The organism is Leptobacterium meishanense, assembly GCF_037645805.1.
GTDB classification, from domain to species: Bacteria; Bacteroidota; Bacteroidia; order Flavobacteriales; family Flavobacteriaceae; genus Leptobacterium_A; species Leptobacterium_A meishanense.
Genome location: NZ_JBBEXE010000009.1, coordinates 35,611 through 59,997, shown reverse-complemented (window position 1 = coordinate 59,997; position 24,387 = coordinate 35,611). Strand labels below are relative to the sequence as shown.

Genomic DNA, 24,387 nt, shown 5'->3' with positions numbered 1-24,387 from the left:
TTATAAAATACACTTATGGAGACCGATTATGGTATAAAAATAAGTGCTTCATCCTATATTGAAGTACCTACAAATACTGCATATAATTTTGGGAAAGGTGATTTTACAGTAACTGTATTATTTCAAACCAAACAATCAGGCGCGTTACTTTCTAATATAGCTCCGCAAGGAGCAACAGAAGGTGCCGGGTGGCTAATCTACATCGAAGATAATGGAGCTATCCGTTTTACAACAAGTAATGGCCAAGGCTACTTTCAAGTAACCTCGTCCCCTACTGTTGTACTTGACAATACATGGCATAGTATTGCAGCAATGCGGCTCAATGGGGGTCTTTTTATCTTCTTGGATGGCGAAAACCTTCATACGACCATACAATCAAGCTTGCCCACCCCCTTAGATGTTTCCAATACAAGGCGGCTATTGTTTGGAAATTCTGATGACCAACAGGTACCTAACCCTCAATTTGTAGGTGTTCTTGAAGATATTACCATTTGGAACAAAGCACTTAATGCAGATCAAATAAGGGATACCATGTTCAACAATGTGGATCCCAGTAGTAATGGCCTTGTTGGATTTTGGGAAATGAACAAAGATTTTACAGACACATCTCCAATAAAAAATGAAGCAGACCCTATTGGAAATGTTCATTTTATACCCATTTACCATTGTGTATGGGTAGAAGGTAATAATCATTACTCTTACTGTTCAATTGATATGCATGAGGATATAGAGGAAGATTATGGAGCTAATATTTCAGGCACAGGACAGATTACAATCCCCTCCAATCAAGTATATAATTTTGGAACAGGTGATTTTTCACTAACTGCACTCTTTAGAACTACACAACCGGGAACGATTATGTCCAGAAAGTCCTCGGAAGAGGGAGCTGCTACAGATGCCGGTTGGTTACTAGTTGTCAATCCTAATGGGGTATTCCAGATGAAAACAGACAATGGCCTTGGGTACTATGAGGTCAATTCCGGTGCTACAGATGCGCTCAACGGGCATTGGCATAGTGTGGCAGTAACGAGAACTTCTGGACAAATTGCTATTTATTACAACGGAATAAAAATTCCGGTTACTCCAAAATCTACTTTAAACACTCCACTTAATGTTTCCAATTCAGAAAATCTAATTATTGGTAATAGCATTCAACCACAAAATCCATATAAGCAATTTGAAGGAACCCTTGAAGATATCACTATATGGAACAAAGCCATCAATGAAAGTGAAATCCAAGATACCCGTTTTAATGGGTTATCAGGAAATGAGGCCGGGCTTGTAGGGTTCTGGAAAATGGACAATAATTTTAATGATGCATCTCCTACCGGAAACAATGGTGCCTCCTCTGGAAATGTCACCTTCATTCCGATAGCACATCCTGCCATAAGAAGACAATCCTTAAATATCCCTACAGGAACCCCATATCTGTACGGAGCTGTTTTTGATAAAGAATTGAATAACAATACGTTTCCGGAAGATACTATTCTAAAAGTATACAGACCAGATGGTACCCAACTGACAGCAGCCACCGCAGAAAATAATGAATATGTATTGATGAGTTTTGACTCCGTTCACGCATTCAACATCGAAAACCCGCAAGCAGGAGATTGGATTTTCTCATTAGAAAGCCCAAGCGATGTCCCTATTCTCTTTAATGCGCAAACAGTTCCTTCAACAGCAATACCACAAACCATTACTACCAATCTCCAGGAAGTATATGATTCTCCCCCTGCATCTCATGTAAGATTCTTGGCAAAAAGAGACCCGGTACGTTTAGCAGAATTCACATGGAGTTGGTCAAGCGTTGCCAAATGGGCCGGAATTGGCATTGCGGCAGTTGCCACAGTAGTTACTATTGCTGCAGTAGCCGCAGGAGCCACTATAATGTCACCCGTAGTACTTGGTGCAGCCGTTGCTGTAGGGGTGGGTTCAGCTATTACAAATATGGGTTTGATGGGAGAAGTATCCAACGCAGCCTATGAAGCATCTTATAAAATAGGTGTAGGAAGTGCTTCTGGTGGGGGAAGCAGCAATGGTTCCTATGCTATCGTGATGGATGGACAATCTTATTTTCCATTATTGAGAAATTTATTGATGGCCGTTCAAACGGGGAGCTATAGCGCTACAGGTAAAGTAGTGCCCGATCAGCCTACTTTTGAAAATTTATTCAAAGCTATTTCTGATGCAGGCAAGAAAGCTTATGTAATGATGTTCAATACCGCTGCCATATATCATATGATAGAGAACGCCGATATTGTTAAATTCTTCCCCAGAAAAGTCATAAAAGGAGTTGATGCAAGAGATAATTACAAATCAAAAGCAGCATTAACACAATATGAAAATATTCGTGTAGCAATGGAGTCGTATAACTCTTCTTCAAGTTACACACCTTTATATTCTCAACACCAAAAATTAGCTATTTTCTCAGTAAATGGAGTGAAAGTAGGTCTCGTTGGAGGGTTCAATATCACCCCTTCTTATTGGGATGATGAAACGCACCCAATGAGCGACCATAATAATTTCCATACTTGGCACGATACTGCTGTATTATTACAAGGGCCTATTGTAGAGCAAGTTGAAAATGAATTCAACAGAAGATGGGTAAAATCAGAGATGCATTATGGGCTTCCTCAAGACGGAACCTATGTAAAATTCTCGTGCTATCATGTAAAACATGACACTTGTTTGGACGGAACCAACAATTGCACGCCCGGAACACCTTCAAAGTTTCCTTATACCAACCCTATTACATCAGACCCGCAATATCCTATAGATGTTTTAATTACTTCATCCGAGTATGAAGAGAAATTTACCCAGATAAAAGATAAAATTATTGAGCAAATAAATGCATCTTCTGTCTATTCGTATTTTGAAAACTTCACATTTCACGACCTTGATGTGGTCAACGCCATTGCCAATAAACTAAGCAGTAACCCTAATTACAGCTGTATTATTAATGTTCCTTATCCCACAAAAGGGAACGATACAGAAGACCAAAGAGGGCAATTTTACATGATAAGGGTTGCTTATGCCGTCATCGTACTAAAAACAGGCAAATGGAGCAGTATTGCTTTTGACGGTGGCACAATTATTACCAAAGATCAATGCAGTAGTGCATCCGTATCCGTTCCTGACGGGAAGGGCATTGAGTATGCTGTGTTTAACTATACATTAAAAAGTAACGGACAATCTTATTCCGTTGCAATAGGCTCTAACCTTATCAATTTAGAAGAAACTACTGACTCTAATTTAATTTTCACCTCTGCAGTACGCTATTTTGACACACTCAGCCCAAATGAAGAAAAGTTTCAACTGCCGGGATTGTCCGTTAATTTCAGGAGCATCTATATCCATTCCAAGTTAGCTCTATTTGATGATAAATATGCTATTATAGGAAGTGCTAATTACAACTCCAGGAGTTTAACCTATGATGGTGAGTGTAGCATTGGTGTTAATTCAGCTGCTAAAGCCATTGAAATACGGCAAGAAATCTTTGCGCATTGGGGTATGGACACTGTTGCAAATTGGAAAACCAAGATGCAATCCAATGCACAAAACCCTCAACAAGGTGTCTGTGCCGTACCGCTCCCCATAAGAGTACTTAGCAGTTCTCCAATACCGTGGTACTGGAAGTATGCATCATACATTTATGAATTTTCAGATATCAATTAAATTTCTAAGACATATGAACATATCTTTTACAGGAGGAAGCAGCGCACAACAGAGCATGGTTTTTCAAAGCCATCAATTAGCAATAACTATGGCTACCAATGCTATGAATGCCATAAACACTTCTCCCAACTATACTACATGGTTTGGCAACGGTTTAAAAACTACGGTAAATTCAAATTACCAAAATGCCATAACCGTCCTTAACAATACGAGTTTTCAATACATGCTAAATACGATGACACGAAATCAACTTCAAAACGGGCTCTATTTTTGCTACAGTAAAGATTCTTCCTCATCAAACAGGATTGTATTGCCATGGATGGGCATGTTTTCGCAAGCAGACCTAAGTGTTGTCAAAGATGGTGCCCTTTCCATTATACAACTGGCTGTTACATCAGATACTGATTACAATCTGGATATCGCCAGCGATCAGGATGGGGCCAAATTTTTAGCAGCATACGATCCGGACACTGCCATCAAATCACCCATAAACTATAAGTATTTTGCGGCATCTTTTCATTGAATCCTTTAATAATTTCAGCAATTGGTCAAAAAACTTTCTGGTAAATTACTAATTTTAGCTTCATACAATTTATGTATACATAAGCTAAAATATATGTAATGAACCTCAACCAAGTTACTATCCCCTCATTAAATCTAGATATTGCTATCCCTTTTTATGAAAGGCTTGGGTTAAAGCTTATCGTAAAAGCACTGCCCCATTATGCCCGTTTTGAATGCCCACAAGGCGATGCCACTTTCTCTATCCATCAAGTAACAGCATTACCAAAAGGTGATGGTGTTTATGTTTATTTCGAATGTGATGATTTAGATACCTATGTTAACGAATTGCTTGCTGGACAAATAGTTTTTGAAGAACTCCCAAATGATAAAAAATGGCTGTGGCGGGAAGCTAGTTTAAAAGACCCGGATGGGAATCAGCTTGTTTTATACTATGGTGGGGATAATAGAAAAAACCCTCCTTGGAGAATCCAATAGCTTACCCTAATAGTTCATTTTAAAAAATGAAATCTGTAACTTTGAGCCTTAATTATTCATAATAAATAAACATGAAATATATTCACCCCATACTAGTAATACTTTTTATCATAGTGATAAGTTGTAACACGAAAGAAAAAAAAGAAACCACAAAAAACAATATTAAAAACACTGCCCTCAAAAAAGAAGTATCAACACCTGATGAGACTCTACAACAATCAGCTAATAATATTGGGGATATCGCTCCTGATTTTACCCTAAAAAATGCTGTCGGGAAAGAAATCAACTTAAAAAAATCCCTGAAAAATGGTCCTGTGATAATAACCTGGTACCGTGGTGGATGGTGTCCTTATTGCAACAAGTATTTGGCGCAACTACAAGAAGCTTTGCCTGCATTCAAAGAACAAGGGGCTACTTTATTAGCATTAACCCCTGAGTTGCCAGACAAATCAATAACTACAAGTGAAAAGCACCAGCTAGGGTTTGAAATTCTGAGCGATATTGGAAATACGGTTGCAAAAACATACGACATTGCTTATCAATTAGATGTTAAAACTGCTGAAAAATACCAAAATGCATTCGATCTACATGCCTATAATGGTGATACTAGTAATGAATTGCCCTATACGGCAACTTATGTAATAGGTACAGACGGCATTATAAAATATGCTTTTCTAGACACTAATTATAAAAAACGGGCCGCCCCCGAAGACATTATTGATGCTTTAAAAGCATTATAATTATATTCTAAGAAAAGAGAATAATCTTATAACAATGAATACCTCCCATATAGCTAATATTGTATCCAACCACCAGAAATACTTTATAGCTATTGCTTATAATATGGTCGGAGATATGGAAGTTGCGAAAGATATTGTTCAAGATGCCTATATAAAAACAATCCCTTTCGAAGAAAACATAAAACATCGTAAAGCGTATCTCCGAAAAACAGTTGTAAACTTATGCATTGACCATTTAAATCACTTAAAAAAACACCCTAAAAGCTATGTTGGGCCTCAGTTAGCCACACCTGTTGAAGATACTTTCTGGGAAGATGAATTAAAAGACAATAAAAGTATAGATCAAGCACTTTTTTTATTGTTTAACAAGTTGACCCCCTATGAAAGAGCTGTGTTGGTATTAAAAAACCTTTATGGAACAAAACATGCTGAAATAGCTTCTATAATAAATACGACAGAAGAAGAGTCGAGACAGATATACAGCAGGCTAAAAAGAAAAATCAAGCGACTCCCAGACCAGAAAACAATAGCACTTAAAACCCGGAAAAAAGTAATCGACCAATTCATCTATTACATTAATAAAAATGATCTAGAAGGGCTAAAATCATTATTAAAAAACGATATAAAATATTATGTAGATAGTGGCGGCAAAGTAAAAGGAGCTGCTACAAATATCTTGACAGGTTCAGATACCATAGCAGAGTTCATCATTTCAAGGCTTCAAAAAATTACCCCCAAGGTTACTTGTTACAAGATAAAATACATCAATGGAAAATTAAATATTGTAAATGTAGCTTCGAATAAAATCAGGCTTTTTATAGAACTAGAGGTCGTTGAAAATAAAATAGCTAACATTTATATTACGGCCAATCCAGACAAACTTAAGTATATTTCTTTATAAAAATTGTGTCACAAAATCCACAGTTCTCTGTCAATAAGGATAAAAACACAATTTTATGGAAACTGTATTAACAAATGCTACTTTTGTGATACCTGAATGGCTTAACAGGGAACACTATCCTTTTGAAAGCAAATTTCTGGAAATAAATGATAACAAAGTCCATTACATCGATGAAGGTAAAGGTGACATTATCCTCTTTTCGCATCCGGCATGTGCTTGGTCTTTTATGTACCGTGACATGATAAAAGTTTTGTCAAAAGAGTTCCGGTGCATCGCTCTCGATTATCCTGGATTTGGTTTTTCTATTCCTTCAAAGGCTTATGAATATACTATAGAAAGTCAATCGAAAATATTGAATGCTTTTATTGAGAAATTGAACTTGGAAGATCTGTACTTTTTAGGACATGATACAGGAGGTCCGTCCGGATTTTATATTGCTGCACAAAAGCCAGAGTTATTCAAAGGGTTTATATTTACAGGTACGATTATGTTCCCTACTAATGAATTTAAAAAACTTCACAATTTTATTGGGGTACTTTCTACTTGGCCGTTGAAAATTATCAACCAACAGTTTAATATTGTTGTATGGGCAATGGTCAACAAACTCAAAGCTCAAAAAGTACCAAAAGATGTGCAACAGCATTATTTCAATATATTTAACACTAAAGAAAAACGGGAAAGGGTGCGTAAATTATTGGTCAATCTCAAAGATTCAACAGCGATCATGATCACTATTAAAGATGCCATGTCATCAAAACTTTCCAAAAAGCCCTCCTTGTTAATTTATGGTGTTAAAGACCCTGTAAATGAGCTTGGAATTCCTGAAAGAGCCGCATCAATATTAAGCAATTCTGAACTGCACTTAATTGAAAATGAAGGTCACTTCCCCCACGAAGGAAATGGGGAAAGAATGGCGCTCATTATAAAAGACTGGTTATTAGGTAAAAATCAGTAAATTTGAGTTTTAATGATAACAGGAGGTAAATGCCTCCTGTTGTTTATAAAACCAAGAGATTGAAACCTGTACACCTCTTAATTGTACTAATGATAACCCTGACTACACAAGCACAGGAAATTGCTGTATTAAAATATGGTGGTGGTGGCGATTGGTACTCAAATCCTACTGCTTTGCCCAATCTTATTTTATTTTGCAATCAACACATTAATACAGCCATTGACGCTAAGCCCCGTATCGTAGAAGTTGGTGATATATCCATTTTTCAATATCCATTCATTCATATGACCGGACATGGAAATGTGTTTTTTACACCTGAAGAAGCACAAAATCTTAGAAATTACCTGCTTTCTGGGGGATTTCTCCATGTAGATGACAACTATGGAATGGAACCCTATTTCAAGAATGAACTAAAAAAGGTCTTTCCTGATAAAGAATTAATCGAATTACCTGCGAATCATGCTATTTTTAACCAAACATACCATTTTCCAAGCGGACTCCCTAAAATCCATGAACACGACGGGAAACGCCCCCAAGCCTTTGGTATTTTTCATCAGAACAGGTTAGTACTGTTATTTACCTACGAAAGTGATTTAGGAGATGGCTGGGAAAATCCAGAAATACATAACGACCCCGAAGAAATACGTGTACAAGCATTGCAAATGGGGGCCAATATTGTAGAGTATGCTTTTAAAAACTAGCCCCGTAAAATATAACTATAATTTATACCAAACATACTATCAAAAATTTTATATACCCATACCTATGGATTCAAGAGTTATAGCTACCGGAATTATAAGAGCCATTGCCATCTTAGCAGGTATTGCATTGTTGCTTTTTTTAGTATACAAAATAAAAGTTGTACTTATTTACATCACTATTGCTGCTGTTATATCACTCATTGGCAGACCTCTAGTGTTCTTTTTACGAAACCGGTTAAAGTTTACCAACACATTTGCAGTTATTGTTACCATGGTTATTATGGTTACCCTTTTATTAGGGCTTATCTCCATGTTCATCCCACTAGTAATAAAACAAGGACAAAATCTGTCATTATTAAATGTAGAAGCACTTCAAGAAAACATAGAAGGTCTGTATAGGGAAGTCTCTGATTACTTTGCCATCAACCAAATAGACATTGAACAAACTATTAAAGATTCCGGTATACTCTCAGGGCTAAATTTTGCTGCTATTCCAAACTTTTTAAACGCAGTTGCTAATTTTCTTGGAGATTTTAGTGTTGGCCTATTTTCTGTTGTCTTCATATCTTTTTTCTTCCTGAAAGATAGCCGTCTTTTTGAGGATGGTGTTATGGTTTTTGTCCCTAATGATAAAGAGCGACGCCTCAAAAAATCATTTGACAAAATGAAAGATTTACTCTCTAGGTATTTTATTGGCCTGTTATTACAGATCCTTATCCTGTTTATTCTATACACGATTATTTTGCTCATCTTCGGAATAGACAATGCTATTGTAATTGCCTTCCTCTGCGCACTGCTAAACCTAGTACCTTACATTGGTCCTATTATAAGTGGATTATTGATGTTATTTCTTACAATGACAAGCAATCTAGGACAAGATTTCAGTAGTGTTATTTTGCCAAAAACCATTTATGTTTTCATTGGGTTTATCATAGCACAATTGGTTGATAATCTCTTTAGCCAGCCTTATATTTTTTCTAACAGTGTTCGTTCACATCCGTTAGAAATTTTTTTAGTCATCATAATAGGAGGGTTGCTTTTTGGTATTACCGGAATGGTTATTGCAGTACCTGGGTATACCGTTATAAAGGTGATTTTAAAGGAATTTTTAGCAGAAAATAAGGTAGTTAAATCATTGACTAAAAATCTATAGTAAAACTTTGAATAAAAATATATTAAAAACTGGTATTCAGAATTTTATAGATGAAAATTTAAATACTGACACTTCGTCAGTTTTATTTAAAAACCCTGATTTTGATGGTGTGAAGGCCTCAGAGCTCGCCGAACAACTTATTTCAAAGAAAAAATCAGAAAAAAAACTCCCTACCTGGTTCAATACTCCCAAAATATATTACCCAAACAAACTGGCTATTGAACAAACCTCTTCTGAAATTACCGCTGCATATAAAGCCAGTTTGGTAAATGGAAAATCATTAGTTGACCTTACCGGAGGGTTTGGTATTGACTCATTTTATTTTGCAAAATTATTGAAAGAAATAACTTACTTAGAGATTAACCCTGAGTTAGTTGAAACTGTCTCTTATAATTATCAGGTCCTGGGAGTTGATAATATAGAAATTATCCATGGAGATGGTATTGAATTTCTAAAAAAAACTTCCAAGAAATTTGATTGGATATACCTAGACCCCTCTCGAAGAAATAATGTAAAAGGAAAAGTTTTTATGCTACAGGACTGCATTCCTAATGTTCCCGGTCATATTGACCTTCTATTTGATAAAACAGAAAACATTTTAATAAAAACAGCTCCGTTACTAGACATCTCGATCGGGATAAAAGAACTTCGGTGTGTAAAAGAAATTCACGTAGTGGCAGTTAAAAATGAAGTAAAAGAGCTTCTATGGATCTTAAATAGTCATTCTGATAGTAAAGTGATAAAAATAAAAGCGGTTAACATCAAAAATAAAAAGCGGGAAACTTTTGAATTTCTATTTCATAAAGAGAAGCAGGCAGGTGTTACGTATGCAGCTCCCAAAAAGTATTTATACGAACCCAACAGTGCTATTATGAAGACCGGAGCTTTTAACAGTATCGCAAAATACTATAAGCTTGACAAATTACACTTACATTCCCACTTATATACTTCAGATAATCTTATTTCCTTTCCCGGTCGGACATTTGAAATTATAAACTCCTTTCCATACCAACGAAAATTGCTCAAAAGCAAGTTAAAAACACTTAAAAAAGCCAATATCAGTACCCGAAACTTCCCAGAGAGTGTTGCACAGATTAGAAAAAAGCTAAACATCAAGGATGGCGGGGATGATTATTTGTTTTTTACAACAGATTATAAAGGAGTTAAGATTGGTATCTATTGCAAAAAATATTAAGATTTTTTAATTAACATGGTAGGGTTTTCTTTTTTTTAGCTGTTTATATCATAATAAATATGACCAAAAAAGGTTATATATTATAGTATCTACAACTTAACTTATAAATAACAATTATTATGAATTTAAAAAGATTTTTTCCGTTTTTTGCCGTAACTGCCCTAGTAGTTACTAACATTTCGTGTAGTAGCAGTAATGATTCTAATGATGGCAATGTAAGCATCAATGCCAAAGCATCTATTAACAGTAGCAATATTGGCTCCCGAAACCCTGACAATGTCATCTTAACCGATTTCCTTATTAATATAAGAGAAATTGAATTTGAAATTGATGATGATTTGGACGACAATAATATTGAAGATCTTATTGGAGAGGATAAAGTGGAATTGCAAGGTCCTTTTGAATTAGATCTACTTTCCGGAAGTACTTCAATCAACATTGCAAATGTAGATCTGCCAAACAATACTTATGATGAAATCGAATTTGATTTTCACAAGAGTCAAAATACCTCAAGTGAGTTATTCGATAAGTCTATCCTTATAAGAGGGACTATCAATGATGTCCCATTTGTGTTTTGGCATGATACCGAAGAGGAGTTTGAAGTAGATTTCTCTAATGATACTGTCGACATAGTTGTTGACGGAGGCACTACCAATATCACTATTAATTTTGATCTTGATATTATTTTCGGTGCTGCATCTTCTGTCGATTTCTCTTCAGCTACAGATGGCAACAATAATGGAGTAATTGAAATTAACCCTAACGATGATGATGGAAACAGGGCTTTAGCAGATTTTATAAAGAACTTACTCGAAGAATCATCAGACCTCTTAGATGATTAAAAACACATTCATATCTCTAAAAGCTCTTTTTGGTAAGAAAAGGGCTTTTTTTATTTACACTTCCATTTAAAATTAGCTATTGCATCATTAGATGCCGTATTAAGGTTGTAGTGCCACCATTCCGTCCGGATACTCCAAAAGCCATGTTTTTCCATGATTTCTTTTAATAGTTTTCGGTTGTTCAACACCTCTTTAGAAAGATTGGTATAATCATGATGTGCCTCTTTACCAAAATAATCAAAATCGGTTCCCATATCCAGTTCATCCACTGCATCATTCACTAGTGTAATATCCACTGCCCCTCCTCTGTTGTGAATAGATCCTTTCTGCGGGTTTGCTACATATTGCGGATTAGGAAACAATTCCCACATCTTCCACTGCACATCATTAGGGCGGTAACAATCAAAAAACTTAATACGGTGCCCCTGCCTCATAAAATCATTATTAGCAGCCAACAGTGCTTTAGCTGTCTTCACCCTCACATAACATTCCGGGCAATCGTATACTGCTTTTTTTAAAAAATTATCTGTAGTGGCATATTTAAGGTCAAATATAAAATCATTACTATAATCTGCTAAGCGTATAAAGACCGTATCAGACAGCAAGTTTAACGGAACAATTATTTCTTTTTTAGCGAGCAACGTATCTGTAGCTTTTTCGTTAGAGTCACTTGGATCTGGTACAGCTACCATATAAGGATTTGAAAAAGCATCCGGGTCTTTGCATTTTTTACATGAAATGATACTCAAAAAAATTACTGATAGAATGTATAGCCTGACTCGCATATTAACAAAAATACATAAATCCAAACGAATCAATTATAAGGTCTAATACTGCCTTGGAAAGTAATACACTATAACAAAATAGTTCATCTAAATGAAAGCCATAAAGGCTGATAATTAATTGTTAACTACTGACCCCTCCCCTGATCGAAGAATACTTCCGTTTACCGATACATATGGTAAAAAGCCGTATAAGTTATCGTATATTTGTACTCCCTTTCTTCATTAAATAGCGCACCTACAATTATTGCTAACGGCACTTTTTATTACATGAGTACTTATTGATTAGTAGCACCCAAAATAAGTTCTGTAATAAAAGTAGCAATGATGATAAAAAACTACCGCCCCGCAACTATTAAATCAATAGTTTGCTTATTTTTTCTGCTGTTTATACAGCTAACAACTATTAATGCACAAACCATCAGTTTTTCCTCTTCAGGGCTGGTTGGTGAGAATGTTAACAACCCTACCTCACTAGAATTTGGTCCGGACGGAAGACTTTATGTAGCTCAGCAAGATGGTACCATTTGGGCCTTCACTGTTACACGTGACAATGCTGCCCCGGGAAGTGGAACCTATACAGTAACCAATACCGAAACAATCAACATTGTAAAAAACAGTGTTCCCAACCACAACGACGATGGCATCTTTAACAATACGCTCATCCGACAGGTTACCGGTATAGCGACAGCTGGAACTGCATCAAACCCAGCACTATATGTAACTTCTTCTGATTGGCGGATTGGTGGTGGTGGAAGTTTGGGAAATGATACCAACCTTGATACCAATTCAGGCATACTTTCGAAGCTCACATGGAATGGCTCTTCCTGGGATAAGGTTGACCTTATAAGAGGGTTGCCGCGTTGTGAAGAAAACCATGCCATCAATGGAATAGATTTATTTGAACAAGGGGGGACTTCCTATATGTTGTTACAAATGGGAGGAAACACCAATAAAGGTGCCCCCAGTAATAACTTTGCCGGCATTCCGGAGTTTTACCTATCCGGTGCGTTGCTTATTATCAATCTTACCCAACTGGAAGGAATGCCTGTATATACCGATCCTAGAACAAATACTCAGTATGCCTACGACCTTCCAACGCTTAATGATCCCACGAGGGCAGACATCAACAATACTTCACCTAATTTTCCATATCCGGTAGGACATCCTATGTATAATACAACCATAGATATAGGTGATCCTTTTGGAGGAAATAATGGTTTGAACCAAGCTTTTCCTGAAACCGGGGGACCTGTACAAGTATTTTCGCCTGGATACCGGAACGCATATGATGTTTTGGTTGCCCAAAATGGTAAAATATATGTGCCTGATAACGGCCCAAACACTAGCTGGGGGGGTACACCACTCATCTATACTAGTGGAGGGGTACTTAAAAACCCTCAGGTCTTTGATGAATTTGCCGGAGATTATGTAACCAATGATTTTAATGAAGACAATAGTCAAGGTTTTGGAGACCCATTACATTATATAGGTACTATCAATGATGCAAACGGAACTTATTATGCCGGGCACCCTGTCCCCATCCGTGCATTTCCTTCGAGAGCAGATGTTGTTGAATACCGGTATGGCGATGATCCAAACGACGGAACTAGTAATATTGATTGGTACGAAGCAAGCCGGCACAATTGGGCAGATTTATTAGTAGGTGTACAAGGATATTTTCAAAATTCTTTTTCCATTGCTAATTTTCCCGATGACCCGAGACAGGGTGCATACCTCTCTAAAAATGTAGGTGATCCCGGATTAAATGTATTAGACGTAGTGAGCTCCTCTACCAATGGTATTTGCGAATATACCGCCACTAATTTCTCCGGGGCTATGCAAGGGGATCTCCTTACGGCTTCTTTCAATGGAAATATAAACCGATATGTTCTCAATGCCTCTGGTGATGCTGTTGTGCTAGAAGAACAAACATTTAGCGGTTTTGGAAGTATTCCCCTTGATGTTGTTGCACAAGGAGACACCGATCCTTTTCCCGGAACAGTATGGGCAGCTACTTATGGGGCAGATAATATTACTGTCTTTGAACCAGCTGATTTTGGAAATTGCCCACAACCTGGTGACTTAGATTATGATCCTAATGCTGATTCTGACAATGACGGCTACACGAATCAGGATGAAGTAGATAATGGAACGAATCATTGTTCAGGAGGAAGTGTGCCGAATGACAATGATGGAGATAATATTTCAGATCTTAATGATCCAGATGATGACAATGACGGAATATTGGATGTGGATGATGCTTTTGCGATTGATCCAGATAACGGGACTACAACAAATTTACCTATTAATTATTCCTTTTTTAATAATGATCCGGGAACCGGTTTCTTTGGGTTAGGTCTTACAGGCCTTATGGTAGACCCTTCAGGAAGCACGGATTACCTAACACAATATGATGAATCAAACATGTCTTTTGGGGGGGCCGGGGGGAAAGCAACAGTTGACCTAGTTCCTGAAGGCGATGCACTAGAAGGTACTAATACCCAACAATATGGATTCCAGTTAGGCATCAATGCAGATGTCAACTCCAATCCATTTACAGCACATTCAAAAATAGAATCACCCTTCTTTGCTGTAGGAGGTGCACAAACAGCACCCCAGAACTTTCAATCACAAGGTATTTATATTGGCAATGGTGATCAAGATAATTATTTAAAAGTAGTCTTAATGGACGGTATTACAGATGGTGATGCTATTTATGGATTGCAAGTTTTATTAGAAGATGCCGGTACCATAACCTCAGATACATCTTTTGATATCCCAAACGTCCTAGATGCCGAATCTGTTGACCTGTACATTAGTGTTGATCCAACATCTAATACTGCACTACCCTATTATTCTTTAGACAACGGAGGTAGTGTGATTGCTTTAGGTTCGCCGATAACACTACCTGCTTCCTTTCTAAGTGCTGCAGATAATAAAGGACTAGCTGTAGGGCTCATCGCTACCTCTGCAGGTCCTGGAGATGCTTTTTCCGCTACATGGGATTTTATGAAAATAACAGAAAACCTCCCTTTAACTCTTAGCGTAAACAACAATACCAGTGCAATAGACTTCGGAGAAGCTCCTATCAATAGTAGCGATATTCAGCTTATCATCAATGCTGCAAACTTAGGCGGGCCGGAAAGCGGTGTCTTGCAAATATCCCAAATCAATATTACGGGAACAGATGCTGCACTGTTCAGTTCTCAAAATGGGGCACTCCCTATAAATATTGGTCCGGGAGCAGATGTGTCTTTCCCTGTAACATTTATGCCCAATGGTGTTACAGGAAGTAAATCAGCAACTTTAGAGTTCATCCATGATGGAGTCAATTCCCCGTATAATGTTCCACTAACAGCAATACTTACTGAACAACAGGTTCCGCTTGTGAGAATTAATGCCGGGGACGTAACTTTTACTGCTACGGATGGCGGCCCCGATTGGGAACAAAATTCAACCAAAGGAGCTACTAGTGGCCCAAGCTATACTGTAAACGTCGGAGAAATCTCTACACATGGGCTCTCCGCAGCCAATAAGCATACTTCCATACCTTCATATATAGATAATACCACTTATGAAGCACTTTTTAATAAGGAACGTTGGGATTTAGCAGGTGGTGCTGAAATGCAATTTGATATTCCACTAGACAATGGCAATTATACCGTCAATCTATATATGGCCAATGGGTTTTCTGGAACAGGTGCGCCCGGACAGCGGGTATTTGATGTATTGATAGAAGGAGCCATTGTTTTGGATGACCTTGATTTGGCGGTCGAATTTGGAAATCAGGTGGGGGGCATGTTCTCGTTCCCAATAACATTAACAGACGGTGTCCTAAACATTGGGTTCGCCCATGATGTTATTGAAAATCCATTGATAAATGCCATTGAAATCCTCGGAGCTCTTCCACAAATAACAATTGATCCTATTACTGACCAGTCAAATTTTGTAGGCGATGTAGTGAGTTTAGCTGTAGCAGCATCGGGAGGTGATTCAGGGCAGAACTATACGTATAGTATTTCCGGACAACCAGATGGAATTGCCATAGAACCCACCAATGGGCATATCTTTGGCACTATAACCGAAACTGCTTTAACGGGAGGCCCTTCAGCTGACGGAATCCATAATGTAACTGTAACAGTTACACAATCCGGGATTCCAGATGCCACAGAACAATTTACATGGACTATAAATGCATTGCCTGATTTATGGATTGACAAAAATGAAGATGAAAATTACATCGCACGTCACGAGTGTTCATTTGTACAAGCAGGTGATAAGTTTTATATGCTGGGCGGTCGAGAAAGCGCACAAACTATTGATGTGTATGATTATACAAACAATACCTGGACACAGAAAGTGGGTTCAGCTCCAATCGAATTTAATCATTTTCAAGCTATTGAATACCAAGGGCTTATATGGGTAATAGGAGCGTTTAAAGATAATAATTTTCCTAATGAACTACCGGCAGATCATGTATGGGTATACGACCCTGCAAATGACATATGGATACAAGGTCCTGAAATTCCGGCAGGAAGAAAAAGAGGATCTGCTGCACTCGCCATACACAACGACAAATTCTATGTCCTCGCCGGAAATACGCTTGGTCATAACGGAGGCTATGTAAGTTGGTTTGATGAATATGACCCTGCTACTGGTACATGGACAGCTCTTACTGATGCCCCAAGGGCCAGGGATCACTTTCATACAGCTATTATAGACGGGAAACTCTATGCGGTTTCCGGAAGGCTCTCTGGAGATGCAGGAGGCACATTTGGTCCGGTAATTCCCGAGGTTGATGTTTATGATTTTAATACATCGGGTTGGTCAACTCTTCCTGTTGGGCAAAATCTTCCAACTCCGAGGGCAGGGGCCGGTGTAGCAGCCCTTCAAGGAAAACTATATGTTGCAGGTGGTGAAATCCCTTCTTCTGCAGATGCACTTACTGTTACAGAAGTATATGACCCTCAAACACAGACTTGGAGTACTGCTGCTAGTCTCAATCATAAAAGGCATGGTACACAAGCTATCGTGTCCGGCAATGGTATTTTTGTGGCTGGCGGTTCTCCAATACAAGGTGGTGGAAATCAAAAAAATATGGAGGTTTATGGTTCCGATAACCCTACAGGAACACCTATAACAGCAAGTAATGTTACTGCTCCTACAGGTGTAACCTTCTCTGAAGGAGAAACAAAGGATATTATTTTGGAAGTATCTGGCGGCAATACGGCTATCATTATCTCTTCTATAGTAATATCCGGCACCAATGCAGGTTTATTTAATATAACTGCCGGAGATCTGTCTGATTTTTTGGTCAAACCCAATAGTTCACATACCATTAGTGTTGAATTTACAGGAACAGGTACCGATAAAAATGCTGTTTTGACCATCACATATAACAATGGATTGGCAAAAATAGTTAACCTAACAAGCGGCTTGCTAAATGAAGTAATATTCAGAGTAAATGCAGGTGGTGCACTAACAACATCCAATGATGCATTCATGGATTGGACCGAAGATCGTTCAGCGGGCTCTGCAGGTGGAGCAGCTACTACTGGAACCCCTTCTTCGTATGTGAATGCTGGTACTCAAGACGTGACGTTTGGAGTTACCCTATCCGGATTTACCAATACTACTGGTTATCCGGACTCACTTTTTGCTGTTGAACGTTATAACACATTTGACAGTCCAAATAATATGCAATGGGACTTTCCGGTAACCAATGGTGTTTATACTGTTAATTTACTTTTTGGGGAAGTTTGGAACGGTATTCAAAACCCTAATATAAGAGAATTTGATGTGTTTATAGAAGATAAACTGGTACTGGAAAACTATGATCAAAATGAGGTATACGGATGGAACGTTGCCATTGTAGAAACATTCAATACAGAAGTAACTGATGGTAACCTGGATATTGATTTTGTCAAAATATTGGAAAATCCTAACATTAAAGGAATCGAGATTATACGGTTGAGTGACCTCCCGACCAACAACCCTCCCCTAGTAACAAATCCGGGGGCACAGACCAATACGGAAGAAGATGTCGTTTCTCTTCAAATAAATGCTGATGACGGAAATGGCGACACACAAATTTTAACCTATGCAGCAACCAATCTTCCTCTCGGTCTGTCTATAGATCCTGATACCGGGTTAGTAAGTGGTACCATAAGTACTGCTTCCATTTCTTCAAATACATTTCAGGAAGACAGCGGTTTAGTTGTCATAGAAGCAGAATCAGGGACACTTTCAGCTACCTGGAGCCAACTAACAGATAATAACATCACAGGAATTTTAGCAGGAGCCGATCATTTCCTTGATCAAAATGGAGGGGTTGTTAATTATGATATTCAAATTACAACCCCCGGGGTTTATCGCATTAATTGGAGAAGTGATTTTGGAGGGTCAGACCCTACACAACAAAACGATACCTGGATGAAGCTTCCAAACAATGATGATGTATGGTTCTTTGGGCAAAAAGGGACTACCGGAACAGAAGCTACCATGATAAATAACCTCCAGGGAGCGCAAGCTAATGTAGTGTTCCCTATTGGAAGTACTAGAGTCACCGGAGCCACAACGCCTGCAGGAGCAGGGGACAATGGATGGTTCAAAGTTTATAGGAGCAATTCGGAATCATGGAAATGGCAAGCCAGCACTAGCGATAATGATCCGCATAATATTTATGCATACTTTGTAAATCCTGGAACTTATACCTTGCAAATTTCTGAACGCTCATTGGGACATGCTATTGATAAAATTGTACTCTATAAAGTGGATGGCACTAATTATACTAACCTTCAACTCACAAATGCTGTTGAATCTCCTACTGTTCAAATTATAGAAGGTGCTGCTTCAAATAGCCCATACAATGTTGAAGTTACTGTAACTGATAATGGAGTTACTCCTGAGGCTACTGCTATACAATTTACATGGAACATTAATCCTAACAACACAACCCATGCTTTAATAATAGAAACATCATTGCAGGGAAGAACCTCTAACGCCGGGGATTATACTGTTCAGCTATACGAAGTTGTTAACCTTACTACGCCAAAATACGACTTCAACATAACAGCAAATAATGCCGGACAACTGGCCATTCCCTCATTAATAGATTCCGGGGATTATAAATTAGTAATTGGCCATGGAAATTACCTAACACAAATAATAGATATTACTGTAAACTCAAATACTTCAATACCTGTAGGTGAATTCAAAGGAGGGGATGTAAATGGTGATAATGTTATTAATGCTCTGGACTTTTCATTATTAGTTGCTTCTTTCAATAAATCATCAGGAGAAGCCGGTTATAATGCAAACGCAGACATCAACGGTGATGGTGTAGTAAGCGCTTTAGATTTTTCTATACTGGCATCAAATTATAATACGCAAGGTGATAATCTATAAAAAAAACTAGGTTTGATCTTAAAAATATATTGATCATAAACTATACAAAATGAAAATAAAACTACAAAGAATTGGTGTATTTATATTACTGATTATTTCAGCCATTGGGAATGCACAGAATACGGATGTTTTTTTTGTTGCAAATCCATCATCGTATAATGTTTCAGGAGGACAAACTTTTGATGTTATTTTTGAAATACAAGCCAATGACCAACAAATTGACCTGGTGGAAATGCATCTTAATTTTGACCCTTCTATCATAGAAGTACAGTCTTTGACATATAATGCAGGAGGCATACTGCCAATTGAGCTTATAGCTCCGTCTTTTAATAATACTACAGGAACTATAGATCTTGCTTATGGAGCCATTTCTGGTTTCCCTTCAGGAACTTTTGGTTTTCTTACGGTTACTTTTAACGCTTTGAACATAACTGATACAGCTATTGTGGATTTTAGTTTTACATTTCCCAGAGAATCTATTTCAACTTTTACAGGAAGCAATGTGCTTGTAAATACTACCGCTGCAACTGTAAATGTAACACAAGGCACTTTAGGTGTCGATGATATAGAAGTAGAAGAAATACTCTTGTATCCCAATCCGGCTTCTTCGGAATTCTATATAGAACTTCCTAATAGCATAAGTGCGAAAAGCCTAACCATATATGATGTTAATGGCCGGCTAGTTCACAGTGAAATATATCCATCATCTGGTAGTAAGCTTTTCATAAATGTTTCATCCTTATCAAATGGCCTCTATTTTGCTCTTTTAACTACCGATCAAAATCTTAAAATAGAAAAGAAATTTTTAGTTGATAAATAGCTTGTTAACTATCACTTTTCAAAAAAGGCAATTCCGTATAGAATTTGCCTTTTTTATTTTATATTTATGACAATTTAATACATTCCTATGGAAAGTTATGCTAAGATATTGCTAATAGCCATTCCTTTTTTCATTGGGCTGGTCTTAATTGAAGTTTTATTTGGTTTTTTTGTTAAAAACCAAAAGCATAGGGCATTAGATACTGTCTCTAGTTTAAGTTCAGGATTAACTAATATTATAAAGGATTCTTTAGGATTAGCTATTATCATTATTTCATATCCATACTTGTTAGAACATTTGGCATTGTTCCATATTGAATCAACATTGATGGTATATATTGCTGGCTTTATTTTTATTGACTTTGCTGGTTACTGGAACCATCGGCTGGCGCATAAAATTAATTTTTTCTGGAATGAACATGTGATCCATCACAGCAGTGAAGAGTTCAATTTAGCCTGTGCCTTACGGCAATCCATTTCAAATATCATTGGTCATTATCCCTTACTTCTCATTCCTGCTGCTATTTTCGGAATCCCTGAAAATGTTATCGCTATTATTGCTCCTATACACCTTTTTGCTCAGTTCTGGTATCATACACAACATATTGGTAAACTCGGATGGCTTGAGTACATTATTATTACTCCTTCACAGCACAGGGTGCACCACGCTATAAATAAGGAATATATTGATAAAAATTTAGGGCAGATACTAAGTATCTGGGATCGGATGTTTGGTACATTTCAAGAAGAACTTGATGAAGTACCCCCTGTTTATGGTGTCTTGAAACCAGCTAATACTTGGAATCCTATCCTTATTAATTTCCAGCATTTATGGCGATTGATTAAAGATGCATGGCAGACAAAAAGCTGGCTAGATAAGCTCCGGATATGGTTCATGCCTACCGGATGGCGTCCTGCTGATGTCAAAGAAAAATATCCTGTAACCATCATTGAGGATGTGTACCACTATAAAAAATACGAAACCGGGGGATCTAAATTATTTATAGGCTATGCTGTTTTTCAATTAATCGCTGCTACATTGCTCATGATGTTTATGTTTTATAATTATGGGGCTATTGGTTTTGAAGGCTTGTTATTATACAGCGCAATTGTTTTCATAGCCATCTATGGTTATTCTTCTTTAATGGATGGTGTTAAATATGCTATATGGATTGAACTGATCAGAGGTTTATTGGGATTGGGACTGATTGTTTATAGTGGTGACTGGTTCGGAATTAACCTATTCTTTCATTATGGTGCTTATTGGGTCGCCGGATATTTTATTATTACAATTTTAGGGGCTTTTTATTTTACATTTTTAAAAAAGAAAATACACAGCAATATAGAAAGTTTAGCATAATTGTTTACAAATCCATTTCTTTATAAAACCGCCTTCTCAACACAATTACCTGCATTAAAATCATAATGGTAGCTATTGCTATACTATAGGTAGTGGTTTTTGATATTGTCAACCCTTCAATAATAGCGGGTAGCTCTACATCAGTAAGTATTGTACTGAAAATGCTCTTCTCCTGACCGGTATAAGCAAGAAACAACACTACTCCAATAAAGATTATAGTTATGATAAGCTGAAACCTTTTTGAGACAATCAAAGGAGCCATTTTTACTTGCTCCGTTTCCTGTTCTACACGGTGCATTACATTTTTGATAAGCGATTCTGGAGCTTGCACAATACCTCCTTCTTTTATCATTTTTTTTATAAAAGCATCCCTATTTTTATTTTCTTTATCCATAATTAATAGGTTAGTGTCGTATTTTTTAATAATTCTGATAATTTATTTCTACTCCGAAATAATTTAACCTTTACATTACTCAGGGTCATACCCATAGTATGGGCAATTTCCTTTAAAGAGAGTTCTTCATAATAATACAATGTCACAATAACTTGATCGTCTCTATCCAACGCTTGTATAGCATGTTGGATTACTGTTTTCTTTTCCTGCTCCTCTATATTAGTTATGGTTTCATCTTCCATTATGAGGTTCCCTTCATTCACTTCATCAATAATGCCCGATTTTATAAGCTTTTTTTTCAATTTTAATCTGTCCAAACAATAATTATATGTGATACGGTATAACCAAGTAGAGAATTTTGATTTTCCTTTAAATTTATCCAACTTCTGATATGCTTTTATAAATACCTCCTGTGCCACATCTTCTGCCTCTTCCCTATCATTCATCATCCTAACCGAAATGGTAAAAACCATGTGTTGGTACTTTTCCATCAAAAATGAGAAGGCCCTTGTATTTCCCTCCAATATCTGATCGATATAATATTGGTCAGTTTGATTGCGCATTTCTCGTTTGACGCTCAATATACTCATTTGGTTACAAAAAATAAATTAAAAAATTCTATCCATTTGTAACCTCATTCATTTTATAGCAGTCATATGGGTGTAATCAATTAAAAAACTAGAAATATGGAAGTAGCAATTGTATTTATTTGTTTTGCGTTAGTAGGCTTAGGAATTTTCTATCTATACTTTACTACACGTAATAAAGAACGCCTCGCCCTTATTGAAAAAGGGGCTGATGCCAGTATCTTTACCGGAAAACACCGAAGGCTCTCCACAGTGTGGAAAGCGTTGGTTTTAAACCTCGCTTTACTGCTTATGAGTATTGGCATAGGTATTTTCATCGCATCCATTCTACATTACAATATTGGTGTAGAAGAAGAAGTTGCTTATCCAGGGACTATTTTCTTAATGGCAGGGATAGGTCTTTTTACAGGTTTTCATATGAGTAAAAAACTTGACTAAAGTTTTATTATCAAAATTTAGTATTTTGAAAAGGCTTTACAATTATGTAAGGCCTTTTTTATTTTTACATAAAATAAGAAACTTTTATTTGGAACGTTCATATATAAAACAATAGCAATGCGCCGTATATTATTTTACTTCTCTACAACCTTTTTAGTTCTCATCATAAGTTGTCATACTACTGAAAAAAAAGAAACTGTAGCCAGATTATCTGTTGAAAACCCTACACAGCCCGAGCTCTCAAAATACAAGACTGCTTATTTTGCCAGTGGCTGTTTTTGGTGTGTAGAAGCCATTTTTCAGAGCGTAAAAGGAGTAAAAGAAGTTATCTCCGGCTATTCGGGAGGAAATGAACCCAACCCTACTTATGAACAGGTAGGTAGCGGACAAACAACTCATGCAGAAGCTGTAGAAGTATATTACGACCCGAAAATAGTGCGCTACGAGACTTTAGTAAAAGTATTCTTCGGCTCGCATGATCCCACTACGCTTAATAGGCAAGGACCTGACAGAGGGTCACAATACCGGTCTATTGCCTTTTATAAAAATAAGGAAGAAAAGAAAATCATAGAAACTTACATCAAGAAATTAGAAGCTGAAAAAGTATATGATAATGAAATAGTTACACAAGTAGTGCCTTTTAAGGTGTTTTATAAAGCAGAAGATTACCACCAGGAGTATGAAAAACTCCATCCCAATAACCCATATGTGCAGCGTGTATCCATTCCCCGATTGAAAGCTTTTCAAAAAAAATATCCGGAATTACTCAAAGAAACCCACTAAATTAGCAATATTAACTGCTAATTGTTTATGAGCTGGATAAAAACAATTCCATACGGAGAGGCCTCCGGAAAATTAAAAAACATCTATAACAAGATAAAGGGGCCTGATAATCATATCGATAATATCCTAACCATACACAGCCTCCGGCCCCATACATTGACGGGGCACATGAGCTTATACAAAAACGTATTGCACCATAGTGGAAATACATTGCCAAATTGGTTTTTAGAAGCATTGGGGAGCTATGTCAGTTACCTGAATCGATGCAACTACTGTTATGCCCATCATACAGAAGGAATGAAACGGTTTCTCGGTGATGAACAAAAAACAACAACCATAAAAAATGCGATAGAAAACAATACGTTGAATATCGTATTTACTCCAAAAGAGTTAGTAGCCCTTAATTATGCCAGAAAATTAACCCGTTCACTTTCTAAAATCGAAAAAAATGATTTCATTAAAATGAAAAGTGCCGGATATCAAGACGGGGAGATTCTAGAAATCAACCAAGTAGTAAGCTATTTCAACTACGCCAACCGAACTGTTTTAGGACTGGGTGTTTCACTAGACGGTGAAATTCTTGGCTTGTCGCCAAAAAATAAAGACAGTGATCATTGGCAGCACGAATAGCCATTTTTTATCTTTACGCTTAA

19 protein-coding genes are annotated in these 24,387 nt (G+C 37.2%); 16 read left to right on the top strand and 3 right to left on the bottom strand.

Features of this window, described 5'->3' with window-relative positions:
• Window positions 1-15 precede the first annotated feature (15 nt).
• The 10 genes from WBG21_RS10165 to WBG21_RS10120 all read left to right on the top strand — a co-directional run bounded on the left by WBG21_RS10165 (window position 16) and on the right by WBG21_RS10120 (window position 11,161).
• Complete coding sequence (locus WBG21_RS10165; protein ID WP_340077523.1) at window positions 16-3,675, top strand: LamG-like jellyroll fold domain-containing protein; 3,660 nt, start codon at window positions 16-18, stop codon at window positions 3,673-3,675.
• A 13-nt stretch (window positions 3,676-3,688) separates the two neighbouring features.
• Window positions 3,689-4,198, top strand: a complete 510-nt coding sequence (locus WBG21_RS10160; protein ID WP_340077521.1) for a M35 family metallo-endopeptidase — start codon at window positions 3,689-3,691, stop codon at window positions 4,196-4,198.
• 98 nt (window positions 4,199-4,296) lie between these two features.
• Window positions 4,297-4,674, top strand: coding sequence for a VOC family protein (locus tag WBG21_RS10155; protein ID WP_340077519.1), 378 nt, complete (start codon window positions 4,297-4,299; stop codon window positions 4,672-4,674).
• 71 nt (window positions 4,675-4,745) lie between these two features.
• The gene (locus WBG21_RS10150; RefSeq protein ID WP_340077517.1) at window positions 4,746-5,414 is read left to right on the top strand and encodes a peroxiredoxin-like family protein; all 669 of its coding nucleotides are present in this window, start codon (window positions 4,746-4,748) and stop codon (window positions 5,412-5,414) included.
• Between the two features lie 34 nt (window positions 5,415-5,448).
• On the top strand, window positions 5,449-6,315 hold the full coding sequence (locus tag WBG21_RS10145; protein WP_340077515.1) for a sigma-70 family RNA polymerase sigma factor: 867 nt from the start codon (window positions 5,449-5,451) through the stop codon (window positions 6,313-6,315).
• 55 nt (window positions 6,316-6,370) lie between these two features.
• On the top strand, window positions 6,371-7,270 hold the full coding sequence (locus tag WBG21_RS10140) for an alpha/beta fold hydrolase (protein ID WP_340077513.1): 900 nt from the start codon (window positions 6,371-6,373) through the stop codon (window positions 7,268-7,270).
• 89 nt (window positions 7,271-7,359) lie between these two features.
• Window positions 7,360-7,971, top strand: a complete 612-nt coding sequence (locus tag WBG21_RS10135) for a DUF4159 domain-containing protein (protein ID WP_340077670.1) — start codon at window positions 7,360-7,362, stop codon at window positions 7,969-7,971.
• 64 nt (window positions 7,972-8,035) lie between these two features.
• Window positions 8,036-9,124: an AI-2E family transporter gene (locus WBG21_RS10130; RefSeq protein WP_340077511.1), complete on the top strand. Its 1,089-nt coding sequence runs from the start codon at window positions 8,036-8,038 to the stop codon at window positions 9,122-9,124.
• 7 nt (window positions 9,125-9,131) lie between these two features.
• Window positions 9,132-10,319, top strand: coding sequence for a class I SAM-dependent methyltransferase (locus WBG21_RS10125; RefSeq protein ID WP_340077509.1), 1,188 nt, complete (start codon window positions 9,132-9,134; stop codon window positions 10,317-10,319).
• Between the two features lie 119 nt (window positions 10,320-10,438).
• Window positions 10,439-11,161: a hypothetical protein gene (locus WBG21_RS10120; protein ID WP_340077507.1), complete on the top strand. Its 723-nt coding sequence runs from the start codon at window positions 10,439-10,441 to the stop codon at window positions 11,159-11,161.
• 50 nt (window positions 11,162-11,211) lie between these two features.
• On the opposite strand, the gene WBG21_RS10115 is transcribed toward WBG21_RS10120, so the two are convergent.
• Window positions 11,212-11,946, bottom strand: coding sequence for a M15 family metallopeptidase (locus WBG21_RS10115; RefSeq protein WP_340077505.1), 735 nt, complete (start codon window positions 11,944-11,946; stop codon window positions 11,212-11,214).
• A gap of 321 nt (window positions 11,947-12,267) precedes the next feature.
• Here WBG21_RS10115 and WBG21_RS10110 point away from each other — a divergent pair, with 321 nt between their 5' ends.
• From WBG21_RS10110 to WBG21_RS10100, 3 genes are all read left to right on the top strand, one after another.
• Window positions 12,268-19,353: a malectin domain-containing carbohydrate-binding protein gene (locus tag WBG21_RS10110; protein ID WP_340077503.1), complete on the top strand. Its 7,086-nt coding sequence runs from the start codon at window positions 12,268-12,270 to the stop codon at window positions 19,351-19,353.
• Between the two features lie 49 nt (window positions 19,354-19,402).
• Window positions 19,403-20,173, top strand: coding sequence for a T9SS type A sorting domain-containing protein (locus tag WBG21_RS10105; protein WP_340077501.1), 771 nt, complete (start codon window positions 19,403-19,405; stop codon window positions 20,171-20,173).
• Window positions 20,174-20,260: 87 nt separating this feature from the next.
• Entirely contained in the window at window positions 20,261-21,532 is a 1,272-nt protein-coding gene (locus WBG21_RS10100; RefSeq protein ID WP_340077499.1) for a sterol desaturase family protein, read from the top strand.
• Between the two features lie 4 nt (window positions 21,533-21,536).
• Here the strand turns inward: WBG21_RS10100 and WBG21_RS10095 are convergent, their stop codons facing one another.
• On the bottom strand, window positions 21,537-21,926 hold the full coding sequence (locus WBG21_RS10095; RefSeq protein ID WP_340077497.1) for a hypothetical protein: 390 nt from the start codon (window positions 21,924-21,926) through the stop codon (window positions 21,537-21,539).
• 2 nt (window positions 21,927-21,928) lie between these two features.
• Window positions 21,929-22,516, bottom strand: coding sequence for an RNA polymerase sigma factor (locus WBG21_RS10090; protein ID WP_340077495.1), 588 nt, complete (start codon window positions 22,514-22,516; stop codon window positions 21,929-21,931).
• 96 nt (window positions 22,517-22,612) lie between these two features.
• Here WBG21_RS10090 and WBG21_RS10085 point away from each other — a divergent pair, with 96 nt between their 5' ends.
• The 3 genes from WBG21_RS10085 (at window position 22,613) to WBG21_RS10075 (ending at window position 24,364) form a co-directional block, all read left to right on the top strand.
• On the top strand, window positions 22,613-22,951 hold the full coding sequence (locus WBG21_RS10085) for a DUF6249 domain-containing protein (protein WP_340077493.1): 339 nt from the start codon (window positions 22,613-22,615) through the stop codon (window positions 22,949-22,951).
• 117 nt (window positions 22,952-23,068) lie between these two features.
• Complete coding sequence (msrA, locus tag WBG21_RS10080) at window positions 23,069-23,734, top strand: peptide-methionine (S)-S-oxide reductase MsrA (RefSeq protein ID WP_340077491.1); 666 nt, start codon at window positions 23,069-23,071, stop codon at window positions 23,732-23,734.
• Window positions 23,735-23,761: 27 nt separating this feature from the next.
• Complete coding sequence (locus WBG21_RS10075; RefSeq protein ID WP_340077489.1) at window positions 23,762-24,364, top strand: carboxymuconolactone decarboxylase family protein; 603 nt, start codon at window positions 23,762-23,764, stop codon at window positions 24,362-24,364.
• The last annotated feature ends 23 nt before the right edge of the window (window positions 24,365-24,387 follow it).